We start from the raw sequence: 17699 nt of genomic DNA on the forward strand, positions 1-17699 counted from the left end.
TTAGCAGCGGAAAGTGGCTAAAGCGGGCAAAGTGTGGGGTTTGATACGGGATCCGGATGCGGACACCACGTCGGGATTTCAGAGTTTTCTTTCTGCATACACATCCGCTTACGCCTAGAATTATCTCAAGCCTGCGGCGGTACCAAAATGGTCTTTGCCAGCAGCGTGAACAACGCGCGCTAAGGGCTGCGCGTCAGCGTGCAGGCTGAAGGAAAAGCACCGCCTGAGTGCATCGGGCGAACAACTTCAGGGCGTAACATCTATACTTAACGAGTTGCCTCTGAGCAAACCATCAAGGAGATGTCCATGACTACAACAATGAAACGCGTGACGGTTGCCGTGCTGGCAACGACGTTAGTGGTGGCCCTGAGCGGCTGTTCCAACTGGTCAAAACGTGACCGCAACACGGCGATTGGCGCCGGTGCCGGTGCTATTGGTGGATCGGTGCTCACCAACGGCAGCGCGCTGGGTACCGTCGGTGGCGCTGCGGTGGGCGGCATTATTGGCCATCAGGTTGATTAATAATAATATTGTAGCAGGCTACGCAGCGCATCTACGTCACATCGGGCCACCTTGCGTGGCCCGCTTTCATTAACCGCCCGCCAGTTTAACCTTCATACCTTTTGCTTCCAGCAGCGTTTTAAGCAAATCGCGCTTATCGCCCTGAATCTCAATCACGCCCTCTTTCAGCGCCCCGCCGCAGCCGCACTTCTTCTTAAGCTCGGCCGCCAGCTTTGCCAGCGCGTCATCATCGAGATCGATGCCGGTGATCAGGCACACGCCTTTACCTTTACGCCCGCTGGTCTGGCGCTGAATGCGCACGATGCCATCGCCTTTCGGTCGCTGCGGTTTCTCTTCGCTATGTGTAATACGGCCGGTTTCGGTGGAGTAAACCAGCGGATTGTCCTGAGCCATTAGCCCTCCTGTAAACTGTGCAGGATTTGCTGCAGCGTCTGCGCCGGATCGGCAGATTGGGTGATCGGTCGCCCAATCACCATGTAATCCACACCGGCCTGTTGTGCCTGCTGCGGCGTCATGATGCGGCGCTGATCGCCAGCCTCGCTACCCGCCGGGCGAATACCCGGCGTGACCAGCGCGAAATCCTGCCCGATAACCTGTTTAAAGTGCGCGGCTTCCTGCGCCGAGCACACCACGCCATCAAGGCCACATTCGCGCGTCAGTCGCGCCAGACGCTCAGCCTGCTGCGCCGGCGATAGGGTGATGCCAAGACCTTTGAGATCGTCTTCGTCCATGCTGGTCAGCACCGTTACCGCAATCAGCAAGGGCGCATCACTGCCAAACGGCAGCAGCGCTTCGCGCGCCGCATTCATCATCCGCGCCCCGCCGCTGGCATGCACGTTGACCATCCACACACCGAGATCTGCTGCCGCCGCGACCGCATGCGCCGTCGTGTTCGGGATGTCATGAAATTTGAGATCGAGGAATACCTCGAAACCGCGCGCCTGCAACGTCTTCACCAGCGGCGGTCCAAACAGGGTAAACATCTCTTTACCCACTTTCAGACGGCACTGGCCCGGATCGATACGGTCAACGAACTGCAGTGCGCTATTGAGATCATGATAGTCGAGTGCCACCAGAATCGGTGAGTGAGTAACAGGCATAACGTTTCCTCAGAGGCTGGCACCCGCAGGCGCGATGGACAAACGGCAAGCATTCTACCCGTGCAACCCGGCCACGACAACGTTGCGACGGCGATTGCCTTGCTGTTTGACGAGGCGATGCACAGTGCTGAAGCGTGGATGATAATTTCTCTATAAGTATGTTGTAACTACTATGCGTTATGAATAATCACCGAACGCGGCCAGCTTACTGGCCGTCCAGTCCGCGAATCGGTTTAACGGAAGACCAGGCGCGGCACGATGGGCAGTGCCAGTAGAGCGCGTGCGCGGTAAAGCCGCACTTCTGGCAGCGGTAGCGTGGTTTAGTACGAATCTGCTCGCCGACCATATCCCGCAGCACCATCAGACTCTCTTTGGCGCGGCCATCTTCCGCCTCGTGCAGGTGGAAATCCATCAGACGATGGAATACACGCATGGTGGGATGACGCTGCAGCTGACGGTTAATGTAGAGCTGCGCCGCTTCCGGCCCCTGCTGCTGCTCCAGAATGTCCGCCAGATAGAGTTCCGCCGCGGCCCCGGTGTTCTCTTCAACGCAGCGTTGCAGGAACTGCGCCCAGCTGTCAGGCTGCTCCAGCCGCTGATAGCAGGTTTCCAGCATCGGCAGCGTTTCGCTCACCAGTTCTTTGTCCTGTTCCAGCACGCGCTGCAGTCGCTGCGCCGCTTTCGCATATTCGCCCTGCTCCATCAGGATACGTCCCATCATGATGGAAACGCGCGCGCTTTGGTGGTCGGCCGCTTCACCCTTTTTCAACAGGCTCATGGCACGATCGAGGTCATCACTGCTCAGCGCCTGCAGCGCCAGCTCGCAGTAGAAATGGGCGATTTCGCCCTTCTGCTTATCCTTACCGAGTTTTACCAGCCGCTCCGCCACCTCGATGGCTTTCTGCCAGTCGCTGGTCGCCTGATGAATCAGCAGCAGCTGCTGCAGCGCGCTGATGCGAAAATCGGTTTCATCGATCAGCTGACTGAACATGTCTTCGGCGCGATCGTACAAGCCGGCGGCCATATAGTCGCGTCCCAGCTGCTGAATGGCCAGCAAACGCTGATCGTAGGTAAGCGACGCGCTTTCCATTAGCGACTGGTGGATGCGGATGGCACGGTCGACTTCGCCGCGCGAACGGAACAGGTTACCGAGCGTCAGGTGGGCTTCAACGGTGCCGCTGTCCTCTTTCAACATATCGAGGAACAGATCGACCGCTTTATCCTGCTGATTAGAAAGGAGAAAGTTGACCCCTGCCACGTATTCGCGTGACAGACGGTTAGCTTCCTGTTGCTTATCCTGTTGCGCGCTGCGGCGGCCCATATACCAGCCGTACGCCGCCGCGACAGGAAGAAGCAGAAACAGCAATTCAAGCATCGAACATTAATCCCGACGCACTGCAGTGGAGGTGCTATTTACCGCAGCAGATTGTTCATTTTGCGCCTGCATACGTTTCAGTTTGCGCTGTGCATGCGCCAGCGAAACACGAATGCGCAGCCAGAACAGGCCACAGATCGCCCAGCCCAGCAAAAATCCGGCACCAAACAGGCAGGCCAGCAAGGTTGAAATGCGGAATTCGCCCTGCGCCAGCAGATAGTTGAAGGTGACAATCTGGTCATTATGCGCTCCGAGCGTGACGGAGATGATGAAAATGACCAAAACCACGAGAAAAATCAGCAAATATTTCACAATGCGTCCTGTCGTGAGGTTATCCGGTAGAGTATGCCAAAAAAGTGCCGCCGTTGCTGCTTATCCGCGCAGCAGTTAGTGCCCTTTCTGCAAGTACAATCAATCATATGGGGGCAAAGGGAGAAATTACAATCCGTCATCGCGCCCGGCAATCTCGCGCTGCTCTTCCGGCGGCACGCTGAGCGGGCCACAAAAGCGCTGCGCCAGCCAGGTTGCCAGCGTCACCAGCAGCCACGAGATCAGCGTCGCGACCACCAGATCGCGCGGCCAGTGCATGCCCAGTACCAGCCGGCTGCCCATGACCAGCGTCGCCCAGACAAACAGCACCACCACCGTAACAACATGCCGGCGCGGCCATAACAGGCCAATCACCAGCAGCGCCCAGCTGGCGGCAAACATGGTGTGGCCAGACGGAAAAGCAAAGCCCGTCTCAAACGCCCAGTGATTTTTTAACCAGGCGGGCAGCTTTGTATCATTGGCAAGCAAGGCGGACACCATTTCGCCGCGCTGCTGCCGTTTCAGCTGATAAAACTGCTGTTCGTTGACGCCGTGGCTGTGCTCAAGCCAGACCACATACGGCCGCGGCTCCTGCACCTGCTCTTTGATAAAGGTTTTGGTCGACTGACCGGCAAGAATCGCGCCGTTCATGATAATCAACAACAGAATGGCCGGCCGGAGGCGAAAGCGCAGGCACCACAATACCCAGCCGCTCAGAATCAGGCTGGTCAGCGTGCCCCACGGACTGGTGACGGTTTCGGTGATCCAGAACAGCACGCGCAACAGATGCCCGCTCTCCCCCGGTTGCCACTGCCAGCCGGAAAGCCATACGCCCAGCGGCATCAGCAGTAATAAAAACGCGCCCAGCGTGGTGCGTTGCACAATTTTTAACATCTCGTTCCTTTATTGTTTCACGACCTGACAGGCGTATTGCATAACTTTAGTTGAAAAAAGAATAACATACCCGTTGCGGCTTAGATAATTGTGCTTTATCACTACAATCACTCTGACTGATTAGCGGCCCTGGTTCAGGTTGTGGCACAATATCGGCAGTTTCGTCGGGCCAGTCGGGCCCGTGCGTTATCATGATGATAGCGCATCCTCTGAAGGTTCTGGAGAGTCACATGCAGCTGAAACGGGTAGCAGAAGCCAAACTGCCCACGCCATGGGGAGATTTCCTGATGGTTGGTTTTGAAGAACTGGCAACCGGCCACGACCACGTCGCGCTGGTTTATGGTGATATTAGCGATCACAATCCGGTGCTGGCGCGCGTCCACTCCGAATGTCTTACCGGCGATGCACTGTTCAGCCTGCGCTGCGACTGCGGCTTCCAGCTGGAAGCGGCGCTGACCGCCATTGCTGAAGAAGGACGCGGCGTGCTGCTGTACCATCGTCAGGAAGGCCGTAACATCGGGCTGCTGAACAAAATTCGCGCCTATGCGTTGCAGGACAAAGGCTACGATACGGTGGAAGCGAACCATCAGCTGGGCTTTGCCGCCGATGAGCGTGACTTCACCCTGTGCGCCGACATGTTTAAACTGCTGGGCATCAATGAAGTGCGTTTGCTGACCAACAATCCGCGCAAAGTGGAGATCCTGTCAGAAGCGGGTATCAATATCGTTGAGCGCGTGCCGCTGATCGTTGGCCGTAACCCGAAAAATGCGCACTATCTCGATACGAAAGCCGAGAAGATGGGACATCTGCTGCCGAAATCGTAACGCGGCAGTGCGCTCTCGCGTCATCCACTTTCTGCGTCAATAATAAAGCCGGGCATGCCCGGCTTTGTTTTTTAGTTGAGCATATTGCGTATCACGTAATGCAGGATGCCGTCGTTCTGGTAATAGGTCAGCTCATTACCGGTATCGATACGACAACGAGTATCCAGCGTCTGCTGACTGCCGTCAGCCCGCGTCAGCGTCACCGGGACGCTACAACCGGGCTGCAGCTGCGCCAGATTTGCCACGTCGATACGCTCTTCCCCGGTCAGCTGCAGCGTCTTACGCGTTACGCCCGCCGGGAATTCCAGCGGTAAAATGCCCATGCCGATCAGGTTAGAGCGGTGAATACGCTCGAACGATTCGGCAATCACCACGCGCACGCCCTGCAGACGCGGACCTTTCGCCGCCCAGTCGCGGCTGGATCCGGAGCCGTACTCTTTCCCGGCGATCACCGCCAGCGGCACGCCCTCCTCCTGATACTTCATCGCCGCATCGTAGATAGCCAGCTGTTCCTGGCTCGGATAGTGCCGGGTATAACCGCCCTCGACGCCAGGCACCATTTCGTTGCGAATACGGATGTTGGCAAACGTACCGCGCATCATGACTTCGTGGTTGCCGCGTCGTGAACCATACGAGTTGAAGTCGTTACGCTCAACGCCGTGCGCCAGCAGATAACGCCCCGCCGGACTCTCCGCTTTAATGCTGCCAGCCGGGGAGATATGGTCGGTCGTCACCGAATCACCGAGCATCGCCAGGATGCGCGCACCGTGAATGTCCTGCACCGGCTGCGGCGTTTTTTCCATATCGTCAAAGAACGGTGACAGACGAATATAGGTTGAGCCTTCGTCCCAGTCATAGGTGGCGGCTTCGCTGACTTTGATCTGCTGCCACTCGGGCGTGCCGTCGAACACCTCGGCGTACTCTTTATGGAACATGTCGCTGGTAACTTTCTGCACCGATGCGGCAATCTCTTCCGGCGATGGCCAAATGTCCTTCAGATAGACGTCATTGCCCTGCTGATCCTGGCCGATCGGATCAGTCTGCAGGTTGATCTTCATGTTGCCCGCCAGCGCATACGCCACCACCAGCGGCGGAGACGCCAGCCAGTTGGTTTTCACCAGCGGATGGATGCGCCCTTCGAAGTTGCGGTTGCCGGACAACACGGCGCCCACCGTCAAATCGCCCTCTTTGATCGCGCTTTCGATCTCATCCGGCAGCGGGCCGGAGTTACCGATGCAGGTGGTGCAGCCGTAACCCACCAGGTTAAAGCCCAGCTCATCAAGATACGGGGTCAGCTGCGCCACGGCGAGATAGTCGGACACCACTTTTGATCCTGGTGCCAGCGAGGCTTTTACCCAGGGTTTGCGCATCAGCCCGCGCTCGACAGCTTTTTTCGCCAGCAGGCCAGCCGCCATTAAGACGCTGGGGTTGGAGGTGTTAGTACAGGACGTAATCGCGGAGATCACCACGGCACCATCATCCAGCTGGATGCGGTCGCCGGTTTCGCTGTCCAGATAGCTGACCGTTTTGTGCGGCTTCTGCGCATGATTCACTTCCAGCTCGTTACTGGCGTCGAAGGCCGCCGGTACGTCGCCGAGGGAAACGCGGTCCTGCGGACGTTTCGGACCGGCGAGGCTCGACTCTACCTCAGCCATATCCAGCGCCAGCGTGCTGGTGAAGATGGGCTCATCGCCCGGTTTACGCCACAGCCCCTGCTGTTTTGCATAGGCTTCCACCAGCTTAACCTGCTGCGCATCGCGCCCGGTGAGCGTCATGTAGCTGAGCGTTACTTCATCAATCGGGAAGAAACCGCAGGTTGCACCATATTCCGGCGCCATGTTGGCGATGGTTGCGCGATCCGCCAGCGGCAGATCGGCCAGTCCGTCACCGTAGAATTCGACAAACTTACCGACCACCCCGTGCTTGCGCAGCATCTGCGTCACGGTTAATACCAGGTCGGTGGCGGTGATACCGGGGCGCAGTTTGCCGGTCAGCTTGAAACCCACCACATCAGGAATCAGCATCGAAACCGGCTGGCCCAGCATGGCGGCCTCAGCTTCAATGCCGCCCACGCCCCAGCCAAGTACGCCCAGGGCGTTAATCATGGTGGTATGGGAATCGGTGCCGACCAGCGTATCCGGATAAGCCACTTCTTTGCCGTCCAGCGTTTCATGCCAGATGGCTTTACCGAGGTACTCCAGATTGACCTGATGACAGATACCGGTGCCCGGCGGCACGACGCGGAAACGGTTAAAGGCTTTTTGCCCCCAGCGCAGGAATACGTAGCGTTCGTGGTTGCGTTCCATCTCCAGGCGCACGTTTTCTTCAAACGCATCGTCATCGCCAAAATGGTCAACCGTGACCGAGTGGTCAATCACCAGATCGACCGGTGACAGCGGGTTAACTTTCGCCACATCACCGCCCAACCGCTTAACGGCTTCACGCATCGCTGCCAGGTCAACCACGGCCGGTACGCCGGTGAAATCCTGCATTAATACGCGCGCCGGACGATAAGCAATTTCGCGATCGGCATGTGCAGTTTGCTGCCACGCCACCAGCGCCTGAATATCTGCTGCCGTTACGGAATCTTCATCCTGCCAGCGCAGCAGGTTTTCCAGCAGAACCTTGAGGGATTTTGGTAAGCGATCGATATCACCGACCTGCTGAGCGGCTTTCGGCAAGCTGTAGTAATGATATTTTTTTGCCCCTACTTCCAGCGCATCCTGACTCTGCTCACGTAACGTTAACGACATAACTCCTCCTTTTATGGGCTCTTCTGCTAAACCTCAGAGAGTGCAAGGTTTAGCTTAAAGATAGACCACATTTTCGTTAACGTTTTGATAACAACACGAATTGACACACAAAACCGCAACGAAAAATGCCCTGACAAAAGTCAGGGCATTCAGAAAGCGTTAACTGGCAGGATTAGCGAATTACAGGACGGCCCAGACGGCCGCAGCCCAAAAGGCCATTGAGAAGGCATAAACGCTGAGCCATGAAAAAGTTGTGGTATTCATCTGTCACTCCTCCCGGATCGCGGGCAACAAAAAGCCATCGTCTTCAGCGTTGTACTGATGACACCGTTTTTTTAGATGCTGAGTGTTAAAGGACGGGCTTTTAACGTGCCCACCGGAGAGTCCGGTAAAATGCGCGACAGTATGTCTTAATAAGAATTGGACGCAGACTGCGTTATTTAGACTTCGGATCCATGAATGATTCAATAAAGCTGCGCTGCTGTTCACTCAGTTCCCAGGAAGCCGGGATTGCCACTTGCGGTTCAGCAGGCGCTTCTTTGGCTTTGCACACCGGTGCTTTAGGCTGACGCGCAGCGACCGGATATTTACGACTGAGTGTATTTGCCCACATGGCTTAACCCCACATACGCCAAATCATTAACGCCACCACTACCCAGAACAGTGCTGAAGCAGCGAAGACAGTCAACCAGGCTTTGCGACGGATGTTACCTGAACGCTCTACCTTGGTGCTTTTAGCCCGGAAGTCCGGTTGTACAGTTAATCTCGTAGTCATAGTTTTTGATAATCACTCTCAATAAAACGATTGATAACAACGATGAAGATTTAGGACGAATCCTAAACTTGTTAAGTCCAAAAATCCAGTTATTTTTATTGAGCACAACGATTAACGCTATTTATCAAAACCGCCAAAACTGATGAGATAAATTTAAGCACGCTGCAAACTATTAATTTAATAGTTACATTGTAAATTTGGCTTAAACCAAAATTAGATCCACTCTAAATTTGAGTTTAATTTAACGAGCCAGTTAAAAAGCCCTTTCTCATCAGCTCTTAACTGGAGTATGGGAATATTCCTGGCAGTCCGCAAAGCGGCAAAGTAAAAATTGTGTACTGATTCGCATTTAATAAATAACAATGAAAAAACATGTGACGCATGTTTCATTTACAAAAAAATAATGGAATTTTTTGAGGTTCTGCTGGTGCTAAGCGGCGGGAAGTGTGCGGGAAGTCGCTGGACATCCCGCAAAAATAATGGGTTAGGTGATTACCTGAAAGGAAGCTTGATATCGCGGAACATCGCTTCGATATCTTCGTTTGAGCGCAGCGCCACAGCGGCGTCCACCACGTCTCGCGTCAGATGCGGTGCGAAGCGCTGAATGAAATCATACATATAGCTGCGCAGGAAGGTGCTGCGCCGGAAACCAATCTTGGTGGTGCTATTGGTGAAGATTTCTGAAGCTTCAATGCGCACCAGATCCGGATCGGAAACCGGGTCCACCGCCATGCTGGCAATCACCCCAACCCCCAGTCCTAAACGCACATAGGTTTTGATCACGTCGGCATCGGTTGCGGTAAAAACAATACGCGGCGTTAAACCGGCACGGTTAAACGCAGTATCCAGTTCTGAGCGGCCGGTAAAACCAAAGGTGTAAGTCACCAGCGGGAAATCAGCCAGCTCCTCGATCGACACATTGGATTTCCCCGCCAGCGGATGATCCGGTGTGACCACGATGGCACGGTTCCAGTGATAGCACGGCAGCATAATTAAGTCGTCGTACAGATGCAGCGCTTCGGTGGCGATGGCGAAATCGGCGTTGCCTTTGGAGACCGCCTCAGCAATTTGTGTGGGCGAGCCCTGATGCATATGCAGGGAAACGCGCGGATAGCGTTCGATAAAACCTTTGATTACGCCAGGCAGTGCATAACGCGCCTGAGTGTGGGTCGTGGCCACGTACAGCGATCCTTTATCTGGCCAGGTGTGTTCACCGGCAACCGATTTGATCGCATCCACTTTGGACAAAACTTCGCGGGCAATACGGATAATTTCTTCGCCCGCTGGCGTCACCTGCGTCAGATGTTTGCCGCTGCGGGCAAAAATCTGCACGCCCAGCTCATCTTCCAGCATGCGCACCTGCTTACTGATGCCCGGTTGCGAGGTATACAGCCCCTCTGCCGTGGAGGAGACATTGAGGTTGTGGTTAACGACTTCAACGATGTAACGCAACTGCTGCAATTTCATAGTTATATCTTCCCGATAGCGACAGAGGTGCATTCCCTGCAGGCGTGTATCCGCCCTGATGGCGTAATAATGAGGGAAAGCGAGTCAGCAAAATGCAATAAGCTATAACTACTATATCAGTTAACGTAAGAATGTAGAACGATTAGCTATAAGGATGGGAAAAAGGCCAGCGAACGCTGGCCTCCAGGGGGATTACTTCTTCGCTTCCTGCCACTTACCGTCGATATAGAAAACTGACCAGCCGGTCGCTTTGCCCTCTTTTTCTGAGGCAACATACTGCTGTTTAGTCTTACGGCTAAAACGCACCAGCGTTTTATTGCCTTCCGGATCCACTGCCGGCGCTTCGGCCAGATATTTCAGTTTCTCCGGCAGACGGTCAGCAAAGCGCTGCAGCTCTTCCACCAGCGGCGCACGGGTTTCACGCGATTTCGGGAAGGTGTTAGCGGCCAGGAACACGCCCGCAGCTCCGTCACGCAGCACAAAATACGCATCCGATTTCTCGCACGGCAGCTCCGGCAGCGGTACCGGATCTTCTTTCGGCGGCGCGACTTCGCCGTTACGCAGAATCTTACGGGTATTTTTACACTCGTCGTTGGTACAGGCCATGTACTTACCAAAACGCCCCATCTTCAGGTGCATTTCAGAGCCACATTTTTCGCACTCAACAATCGGACCGTCATAACCTTTAATACGGAATTCACCCTGCTCGATTTCATAACCGTCACACTCCGGGTTATTACCACAGACGTGCAGTTTACGGCCGTTGTCGATCAGGTAGCTGTCCATCGCGGTGCCGCACTTCTGGCAGCGACGACGGGCGCGTAGCGCGTTGGTTTCGGCATCATCGCCTTCCAGCACGTTAAGCACTTCGTTTTCCGGGATCAGGTTAATGGTCTGCTTGCAGCGCTCTTTCGGCGGCAGTGCATAACCGGAACAGCCGAGGAACACGCCGGTGCTGGCGGTGCGAATCCCCATTTTGCGTCCGCAGGTTGGGCAGTCGATGGAGGTCAGCACCATCTGGTTCGGCTGCATGCCGCCCTCTTCCGGATCTTTCTCCGCCTGCTCCAGCTGCTGGCTGAAATCACTGAAGAATGAATCCAGCACCGCTTTCCATTGCGCTTCGTTATTCGCAACCTGGTCGAGACTGTCTTCCATGTGCGCGGTGAAATCATAATTCATCAGCTCACGGAAGTTCTCTTCCAGACGATCGGTAACAATCTCACCCATCTTCTCGGCGTAGAAACGGCGGTTTTCCACCCGCACGTAACCGCGATCCTGAATGGTGGAAATGATCGAAGCATAGGTAGACGGACGGCCAATGCCACGCTTCTCCAGCTCGCGTACCAGCGAAGCTTCGCTGAAGCGCGCCGGCGGCTTGGTAAAGTGCTGGCCTGGCAGCAGGGATTTCAGATCCAGCGTGTCGCCCACGTTCACCGGCGGCAGCGTCAAATCTTCATCATTTTTACGCAGCGCCGGCATCACTTTAGTCCAGCCGTCAAAACGCAGCGTACGCCCTTTCGCTTTCAGTTTGAAATCTGCCGCGCCAACGGTCAGCGTGGTGGAATCATATTGCGCGGGCACCATCTGACAGGCCACAAACTGGCGCCAGATCAGCTGATACAGCTTCTGCGCATCCGCTTCCATATCCTTCAGCTGCTCGGCGGCAACGTTAACATCAGAAGGACGAATCGCTTCGTGCGCTTCCTGTGAATTCTCTTTGCTGGCGTAGGTGTTGGGCGCATCCGGCAGGTAGTTCTTACCGAATTTTTTCTCCACATAGCCACGCGCCATCGCCACCGCATCCTGACTCAGGTTGGTGGAATCGGTACGCATATAGGTGATGTGACCGGCTTCATACAGACGCTGCGCCATCATCATGGTTTTCTTCACGCCAAAACCAAGGCGGGTGCTCGCCGCCTGCTGCAGCGTCGAGGTAATAAACGGCGCCGACGGTTTGCTGCTGGTCGGCTTGTCTTCACGATCCAGAACGGCGTAACGCGCCTTTTCCAGGATGGCCACGGCCGCTTCGGTTTGCTCGCGGTTAACCGGGCGGAACGCTTTGTCGCCCTGATGCGTCACCCTGACCGCCAGCGCATCGCCTTTCGGCGTCGACAGATCGGCGTCAATTTCCCAGTACTCTTCCGGTACGAAGGCTTTGATTTCTCGCTCGCGCTCCACCACCAGGCGCACGGCAACCGACTGTACGCGTCCGGCCGACAGGCCACGGGCAATTTTTTTCCACAGCAGCGGCGACACCATATAGCCCACCACTCGGTCCATAAAACGACGCGCCTGCTGCGCATTGACGCGCTCAATATTCAGTTCGCCCGGCTTCTCGAACGCCTGACGAATCGCATTTTTGGTGATTTCGTTAAACACCACGCGGCTGAAGCGTTTGTCATCGCCACCGATCACTTCCCGCAGGTGCCAGGCAATGGCTTCCCCTTCGCGGTCAAGGTCGGTTGCGAGATAGATGTGGTCGGCATCGGCAGCCAGGTTCTTCAGTTCGGAGACGACTTTTTCCTTGCCGGGCAGAATCTGATAATCCGCTTCCCAGCCGTGCCACGGGTCAACGCCCATACGGTTAACCAGCGCGGCCTTTTCATCTTTCTTTACTTTCTTGCCGGTTTTCGCCTTTTCCCCGGCGGCACTTTTACGGGCCGTTGAACCACTGGTCGGCAAATCACGGATATGACCGACGCTGGATTTCACCACGTAGTCATTACCGAGGTATTTATTGATTGTTTTGGCCTTTGCCGGGGACTCAACGATGACGAGTGCTTTACCCATATGTACCTTTACCTAATTGAAACGTCCTGATAAACGGGAGAGGATTGGCAGCCCCAAAACCCAATGGGTTCAATATTGCTGCTGACTTTTTGCTTTTCAAGCCAGCGGGGACAATCTCTGGTCAGATTGCATCGGCATTTGCAACTTGATGATTAAGAGCGAGTTTTCCGTCTGACGGTATCACACATCCTGGTGTGATCTCCCTGAAAGCTGAATCGCCCACACTCTACCTGATAAAATCTGTTACGCAACTTAATTAGCATTCTGTTTAATTTCTCGCCAGTTTTCTGACCGAACGCTGATTTGCTGAACGCACCGACAGGCAAGTAATATAGAAGGAGAAAATTCGCTGTCAAAAAAGAGGTGAAAAATGTCAGCAGAAACGGAATCCATTTCACACCAGTCGCTACTGGAAATCGCTAATCAGCGCATTCAGCAGCACGATGAATATTTTGCCGGGATGGAAGCCACTGAGGTGATTCAGCAGGGCGAGGTTCTGGTGTTTCGCGGCCCGTGGTTCCTCGACGATGAAGGGTTGCCGACCGCCAAAACCACGGCGGTGTTTAACGTGTTTAAGCACCTTGCCGTGGTGCTCTCCGCGCAGTATCACCTGGCATAAAAAAACCCGGCCTGCGCCGGGTTTATTCACAACAGCGGTTTATCACCGCGCTGCCAGATTTTCAGAATCAGCCGCTCGGCTGCCACGCTCGCACTGTGGGTCACGCGATCAATCATCTTTTTCTTACGCGCGAAGTGCACGCCCAGCACGCTAAAACGGTCCATGCGCGCAATGATCAGCGCATCGCTGGTACCAATCTCATCAATCAGCCCCAGATCCAGCGCCTGACGGCCATACCAGTGTTCGCCCGTCGCCACTTTGTCCAGATCCAGCGCCGGACGCATCTGATGCACAAAATCTTTAAACAGCTGATGGGTTTCATTCAGGTCTTCCTGAAACTTCTCCCGCCCTTCCTCGGTATTCTCACCAAACAGCGTCAGCGTACGCTTGTACTGGCCGGCAGTGTGCAGCTCCACATCAATATCGTTGCGCTTCAGCAGACGGTTAAAGTTGGGGATTTGCGCGACCACGCCGATAGAACCAATGATGGAGAACGGCGCCGCCACGATGCGATCCGCAACGCAGGCCATCATGTAGCCACCGCTGGCGGCAACTTTATCCACTACCGCCGTCAGCTGCAGCCCCGCATCACGCAGACGTTGTAACTGCGACGCGGCCAGGCCATAACCGTGCACCACGCCACCGGGGCTTTCCAGCCGCAGCAGCACTTCATCACCCGGCTGTGCCACCGCCAGCACCGCGGAGATCTCTTCGCGCAGCGAGCTGACTTCGCCGGCGTCCATACTGCCTTTGAACTCCAGCACATAGAGAGTCGGCTTCGCCGCTTCAGTTACACCGGCTTTGGCATTGCGCTTTTCGGCTTTGGCTTTCTGTTTCTCTTCTTTCTTATGCTGCTTCAGCCACACTTTTTGCGCCTGCGGCTTCATCTTCGCCAGCTGCAGGTCCTCTTTCATCTCACGATAGGCTTCGTCGAGATGGGTTAAGCGCAGCTGACCGCCGCTGTGACGTTTACGCAGCGCGGCATTGAGCACAATCAGTACAATAGCTGCGATCGCCACCACGACGGTGACGGCCTTGGCCAGAAATAATCCATAGCTGGAGAGTAAATCCATTCTGCCGCCTTATTAAACAGTGAATTACAGTCAAACCCTGAGTTTACCCGCTTTGATGCCGTTCGTCGCCTGAAATGCCGGCAGGCGGCACAGAATGCGCGTTGCGGCGATTGCACCTTGCGGCAAATTGAGGCATAAAGCCAAAAAACCCTCTGACCTGCAAAGGACATCGCTGTGCATTATCAACCGAAAAGCGACCTGCTGGACAATCGCATTATTCTTGTGACCGGCGCTTCCGACGGCATCGGCCGCGAAGCCGCCCTGACCTATGCGCGCTACGGTGCGCGCGTGATTCTGCTCGGCCGCAACGCCACCACGCTGCAGCAAACCGCTGAGGCGATTAATCAGCTCAATAAACAGCCCGCCGCTACGCTGCTGCTGGATCTGGCGCACGCCACACCGGAAAGCTGCCAGCAGCTGGCGCAACAGGTTGCCGCGCTGGTGCCGCGGCTGGATGGCGTGCTGCATAACGCTGGCATTCTCGGTGAGATCGTGCCGCTGGCGGAACTTGATCCGGCGGTCTGGCAGCAGGTGATGCAAATCAACCTCGACGCCACCTTCTATTTAACGCAGGCGCTGCTGCCACTGCTGCTAAAATCCGACGCCGGTTCGCTGGTGTTCACCACCTCCAGCGTGGGCCGCACCGGCCGCGCGGGCTGGGGCGCCTATGCCGTGTCGAAATTCGCCACCGAAGGCATGATGCAGGTGCTGGCCGATGAGTATAAAAACCGCCATCTGCGGGTGAACTGCATCAATCCTGGCGGCACGCGCACCAAAATGCGCGCCAGCGCCTTCCCGGAGGAGAATGCCAGCCTGCTGAAAACCCCGGCCGACCTGATGCCGCTCTACCTCTATCTGATGGGCGATGACAGCCGCCGCAAAACCGGCATCAGCTACGATGCACAACCGGGGCGCAAGCCGGGACCGGCCAGCGCATGAGCGATCGTCACCAGCAACGCCAGCAGCGGCTGAAAGAACAGGTTGACGCTCGCATCGCCGCTGCCACCGAAACGCGCGGCATCCTGATGGTGTTTACCGGCAACGGCAAAGGTAAAACCACCGCCGCTTTTGGCACCGCGCTGCGCGCCTGCGGCCACGGTAAAAACGTGGCTGCCGTGCAGTTTATTAAGGGCGAATGGCCCAACGGCGAACGTAATCTGCTGGCGCAGCACGGCGTGGAGTTTCAGGTGATGGCCACCGGCTTTACCTGGGAGACGCAAAACCGTGCCAGCGATACGGCCGCCTGCCAGCAGGTGTGGCAACACGCCAGACGCATGCTGCAAGACGCGTCGCTGGATCTGGTGATCCTTGATGAAATCACCTACATGGTGAGTATGGATTATCTCGATCTGGATGAGCTGATCGCTGCACTGCAGCAGCGTCCGCCGCAGCAAAGTGTGATCATTACCGGGCGCGGCTGTCACCGGACGCTACTGGAACTGGCGGATACCGTCAGCGAGATGCGTCCGGTCAAACACGCGTTCGATGCCGGCATTCAGGCACAGCAGGGAATCGACTGGTAAAAACGGACGCCGCAGGCGCGGCGTCGGGGAGCATCAGGCACCGCGTTTGGTGTTGTTGCGACGCGGGCTGTTATTGCTTACCGCGCTATGGCGTTTCACCGCCCGGCGGATTTGGTTCGCTTTGGTGCGGCGACGATCTTTCTCGACCGCCACTTTGGTCACGGTCTCTTCCGGCAGTCCCACCAGCTTACGCAGGTAGTTGACCGCCGGCAGTTCCATCTCCATCCAGCCGCCGCGCGGCAGACCTTTTGGCAGCTGAATATCGCCGTAGCGCACGCGCATCAGACGGCTAACCTGCACGCCAACCGCTTCCCACAGACGACGCACCTCACGGTTACGCCCTTCCGTCAGGGTGACGTTGTACCACTGGTTAATGCCTTCGCCGCCGGCGAATTTGATGGTTTTGAACGCTGCCGGACCGTCTTCCAGCTGCACGCCCTTGCTCAGCTGACGCACTTTTTCGTCATCCACTTCACCGAATACGCGCACTGCGTATTCACGCTCAACTTCGCGGCTTGGGTGCATCAGGCGGTTGGCCAGCTCACCGTCGGTGGTGAACAACATCAGACCGCAGGTGTTCACGTCCAGACGGCCGACGGCAATCCAGCGTGAACCGCGCAGGCGCGGCAGACGATCAAATACCGTTGGGCGCCCTTCCGGATCGTTGCGCGTGCATAGCTCACCTTCCGGTTTGTAATACGCCAGTACGCGACACACCTCGGTGGCCGATTCAGCAATCGATACCAGATGGCCATCAATACGAATTTTCAGGGTTTTATCATTTTCGATGCGATCGCCCAGCGTCGCCAGTTTGCCATCAACGCTGATGCGTCCGGCTGAAATCATTGCTTCGATTTCACGGCGCGAACCGTGTCCGGCGCGCGCTAATACTTTTTGTAATTTCTCGCTCATGGAGCTGCCTCGTTGTCGCCTTCCCAGGCGTCGTGGTAATGAAGAGGTAAGATACCGGCGTTACCAGGTCCAGTATCAGAATCTGTGACCGCTTCGCGCCAGGTGCCAGCGCGGACGGCCGGAGATTTTACACCAGCTACAGTTTCGTTAACACCTTTTCCTTTTCTGCCGATAATAAAGCGCCTGTGATCCGGAGGCTGAAGCGGGCAGTAAGGTCATTGATTCAGATTTCTGATTGATTTGCGTAACGAGCGTCAGGATAGCCTGCGCAACCCGCTGAAATTACGTCGTTTTACCTGAGACCGTTTATTTATTTAATGACGCGCCGATTAGTGCCGCAATAGATTAAAGAGGCTCACCAGTCTGTTACCCGCAATGTTCCCGGTCAGGCTGCAGTTGTGCAAACAGAAAATCGGCGCAAAACACCAAAATCAGCACAAAGAACTGAACAGTGGTGTTAGTAAAGCTTATTGCAGCCAGCAGCCCCAGCCATACAGCGGATTGGCGCTGCAGGTTGGATTAAGTCTGTATTTTCGCTTTTATTTGATAAATATTAAATATGATGAATTGTTCTGCCGCGAAAACTGTGTAAAATTTAATCCTGAATTCGGCTAAGCAGTATCAGAAATTATTTTAATTACTTTTTATAAGCTTTAAAACAACAAGCCATTAACAAATAATGGTACAGCTGGCCTGATAATATAATCCGGCGCGCTCGGGAAATGGCGCGCTAATCGTTTCACGGATTGAATTTAATTTGTCT

General features: G+C 55.5%; 17 protein-coding genes. 5 read left to right on the forward strand and 12 right to left on the reverse strand.

From position 1 onward, the window contains the following. Positions 1-306: 306 nt before the first annotated feature. Complete coding sequence (osmB, locus tag KOL70_RS05585) at positions 307-522, forward strand: osmotically-inducible lipoprotein OsmB (RefSeq protein WP_031279061.1); 216 nt, start codon at positions 307-309, stop codon at positions 520-522. A gap of 69 nt (positions 523-591) precedes the next feature. Here osmB and yciH read toward each other — a convergent pair whose 3' ends face one another. The 5 genes from yciH to pgpB all read right to left on the reverse strand — a co-directional run bounded on the left by yciH (position 592) and on the right by pgpB (position 4200). Beyond that, positions 592-915, reverse strand: coding sequence for a stress response translation initiation inhibitor YciH (gene yciH / locus KOL70_RS05590; RefSeq protein ID WP_021505951.1), 324 nt, complete (start codon positions 913-915; stop codon positions 592-594). Then, complete coding sequence (gene pyrF / locus KOL70_RS05595) at positions 915-1622, reverse strand: orotidine-5'-phosphate decarboxylase (RefSeq protein WP_215480342.1); 708 nt, start codon at positions 1620-1622, stop codon at positions 915-917. Before pyrF ends, yciH begins: the two co-directional genes overlap by 1 nt. Before the next feature lie 205 nt (positions 1623-1827). Further along, positions 1828-2997, reverse strand: coding sequence for a lipopolysaccharide assembly protein LapB (gene lapB / locus KOL70_RS05600; protein ID WP_058758617.1), 1170 nt, complete (start codon positions 2995-2997; stop codon positions 1828-1830). A 6-nt stretch (positions 2998-3003) separates the two neighbouring features. Further along, positions 3004-3309, reverse strand: a complete 306-nt coding sequence (locus tag KOL70_RS05605) for a LapA family protein (RefSeq protein WP_058771279.1) — start codon at positions 3307-3309, stop codon at positions 3004-3006. Between the two features lie 126 nt (positions 3310-3435). After that, entirely contained in the window at positions 3436-4200 is a 765-nt protein-coding gene (gene pgpB, locus KOL70_RS05610) for a phosphatidylglycerophosphatase B (RefSeq protein WP_021505947.1), read from the reverse strand. A gap of 230 nt (positions 4201-4430) precedes the next feature. On the opposite strand from pgpB, the gene ribA reads away from it, so the two are divergent. Further along, the gene (gene ribA, locus KOL70_RS05615; protein ID WP_058758620.1) at positions 4431-5024 is read left to right on the forward strand and encodes a GTP cyclohydrolase II; all 594 of its coding nucleotides are present in this window, start codon (positions 4431-4433) and stop codon (positions 5022-5024) included. 71 nt (positions 5025-5095) lie between these two features. On the opposite strand, the gene acnA is transcribed toward ribA, so the two are convergent. The 5 genes from acnA to topA form a co-directional block, all read right to left on the reverse strand. Further along, on the reverse strand, positions 5096-7777 hold the full coding sequence (gene acnA, locus KOL70_RS05620) for an aconitate hydratase AcnA (RefSeq protein ID WP_215480343.1): 2682 nt from the start codon (positions 7775-7777) through the stop codon (positions 5096-5098). A 436-nt stretch (positions 7778-8213) separates the two neighbouring features. After that, positions 8214-8390 (reverse strand): hypothetical protein, encoded by a 177-nt coding sequence (locus tag KOL70_RS05625; protein WP_021314644.1) that lies wholly within the window; start codon positions 8388-8390, stop codon positions 8214-8216. A 3-nt stretch (positions 8391-8393) separates the two neighbouring features. Further along, on the reverse strand, positions 8394-8552 hold the full coding sequence (locus KOL70_RS05630) for a YmiA family putative membrane protein (protein WP_071813666.1): 159 nt from the start codon (positions 8550-8552) through the stop codon (positions 8394-8396). A gap of 492 nt (positions 8553-9044) precedes the next feature. Further along, positions 9045-10019: an HTH-type transcriptional regulator CysB gene (gene cysB / locus KOL70_RS05635; protein WP_021510116.1), complete on the reverse strand. Its 975-nt coding sequence runs from the start codon at positions 10017-10019 to the stop codon at positions 9045-9047. A 192-nt stretch (positions 10020-10211) separates the two neighbouring features. Beyond that, complete coding sequence (topA, locus tag KOL70_RS05640; protein ID WP_215480344.1) at positions 10212-12809, reverse strand: type I DNA topoisomerase; 2598 nt, start codon at positions 12807-12809, stop codon at positions 10212-10214. Between the two features lie 370 nt (positions 12810-13179). Between topA and KOL70_RS05645 the strand changes: the two genes are divergently transcribed. Next, positions 13180-13428 carry a DUF2498 family protein gene (locus tag KOL70_RS05645; protein ID WP_215480345.1) on the forward strand — a complete coding sequence of 83 codons (249 nt, stop codon included), beginning with the start codon at positions 13180-13182 and terminating at the stop codon, positions 13426-13428. Positions 13429-13454: 26 nt separating this feature from the next. On the opposite strand, the gene sohB is transcribed toward KOL70_RS05645, so the two are convergent. Next, positions 13455-14501 carry a protease SohB gene (gene sohB / locus KOL70_RS05650; RefSeq protein ID WP_058758624.1) on the reverse strand — a complete coding sequence of 349 codons (1047 nt, stop codon included), beginning with the start codon at positions 14499-14501 and terminating at the stop codon, positions 13455-13457. 174 nt (positions 14502-14675) lie between these two features. On the opposite strand from sohB, the gene KOL70_RS05655 reads away from it, so the two are divergent. Further along, on the forward strand, positions 14676-15440 hold the full coding sequence (locus KOL70_RS05655) for a YciK family oxidoreductase (protein ID WP_021510112.1): 765 nt from the start codon (positions 14676-14678) through the stop codon (positions 15438-15440). Beyond that, on the forward strand, positions 15437-16024 hold the full coding sequence (gene cobO, locus KOL70_RS05660) for a cob(I)yrinic acid a,c-diamide adenosyltransferase (protein WP_125308571.1): 588 nt from the start codon (positions 15437-15439) through the stop codon (positions 16022-16024). The genes KOL70_RS05655 and cobO overlap by 4 nt, the downstream gene beginning before the upstream one ends. Positions 16025-16057: 33 nt before the next feature. On the opposite strand, the gene rluB is transcribed toward cobO, so the two are convergent. Beyond that, positions 16058-16936: a 23S rRNA pseudouridine(2605) synthase RluB gene (gene rluB / locus KOL70_RS05665; protein ID WP_021510110.1), complete on the reverse strand. Its 879-nt coding sequence runs from the start codon at positions 16934-16936 to the stop codon at positions 16058-16060. Positions 16937-17699: the final 763 nt, after the last annotated feature.

The organism is Pantoea sp. B270 (genome assembly GCF_018726825.1).
Taxonomy (GTDB): domain Bacteria; phylum Pseudomonadota; class Gammaproteobacteria; order Enterobacterales; family Enterobacteriaceae; genus Pantoea; species Pantoea dispersa.

Bases quoted from the DNA above. Each gene is read 5' to 3' on its own strand.
- osmB (WP_031279061.1), top strand. From the start codon at position 307: ATGACTACAACAATGAAACGCGTGACGGTTGCCGTGCTGGCAACGACG.
- yciH (WP_021505951.1), bottom strand. From the start codon at position 915: ATGGCTCAGGACAATCCGCTGGTTTACTCCACCGAAACCGGCCGTATT.
- pyrF (WP_215480342.1), bottom strand. From the start codon at position 1,622: ATGCCTGTTACTCACTCACCGATTCTGGTGGCACTCGACTATCATGAT.
- lapB (WP_058758617.1), bottom strand. From the start codon at position 2,997: ATGCTTGAATTGCTGTTTCTGCTTCTTCCTGTCGCGGCGGCGTACGGC.
- pgpB (WP_021505947.1), bottom strand. From the start codon at position 4,200: ATGTTAAAAATTGTGCAACGCACCACGCTGGGCGCGTTTTTATTACTG.
- ribA (WP_058758620.1), top strand. From the start codon at position 4,431: ATGCAGCTGAAACGGGTAGCAGAAGCCAAACTGCCCACGCCATGGGGA.
- acnA (WP_215480343.1), bottom strand. From the start codon at position 7,777: ATGTCGTTAACGTTACGTGAGCAGAGTCAGGATGCGCTGGAAGTAGGG.
- KOL70_RS05625 (WP_021314644.1), bottom strand. From the start codon at position 8,390: ATGTGGGCAAATACACTCAGTCGTAAATATCCGGTCGCTGCGCGTCAG.
- KOL70_RS05630 (WP_071813666.1), bottom strand. From the start codon at position 8,552: ATGACTACGAGATTAACTGTACAACCGGACTTCCGGGCTAAAAGCACC.
- cysB (WP_021510116.1), bottom strand. From the start codon at position 10,019: ATGAAATTGCAGCAGTTGCGTTACATCGTTGAAGTCGTTAACCACAAC.
- topA (WP_215480344.1), bottom strand. From the start codon at position 12,809: ATGGGTAAAGCACTCGTCATCGTTGAGTCCCCGGCAAAGGCCAAAACA.
- KOL70_RS05645 (WP_215480345.1), top strand. From the start codon at position 13,180: ATGTCAGCAGAAACGGAATCCATTTCACACCAGTCGCTACTGGAAATC.
- sohB (WP_058758624.1), bottom strand. From the start codon at position 14,501: ATGGATTTACTCTCCAGCTATGGATTATTTCTGGCCAAGGCCGTCACC.
- cobO (WP_125308571.1), top strand. From the start codon at position 15,437: ATGAGCGATCGTCACCAGCAACGCCAGCAGCGGCTGAAAGAACAGGTT.
- rluB (WP_021510110.1), bottom strand. From the start codon at position 16,936: ATGAGCGAGAAATTACAAAAAGTATTAGCGCGCGCCGGACACGGTTCG.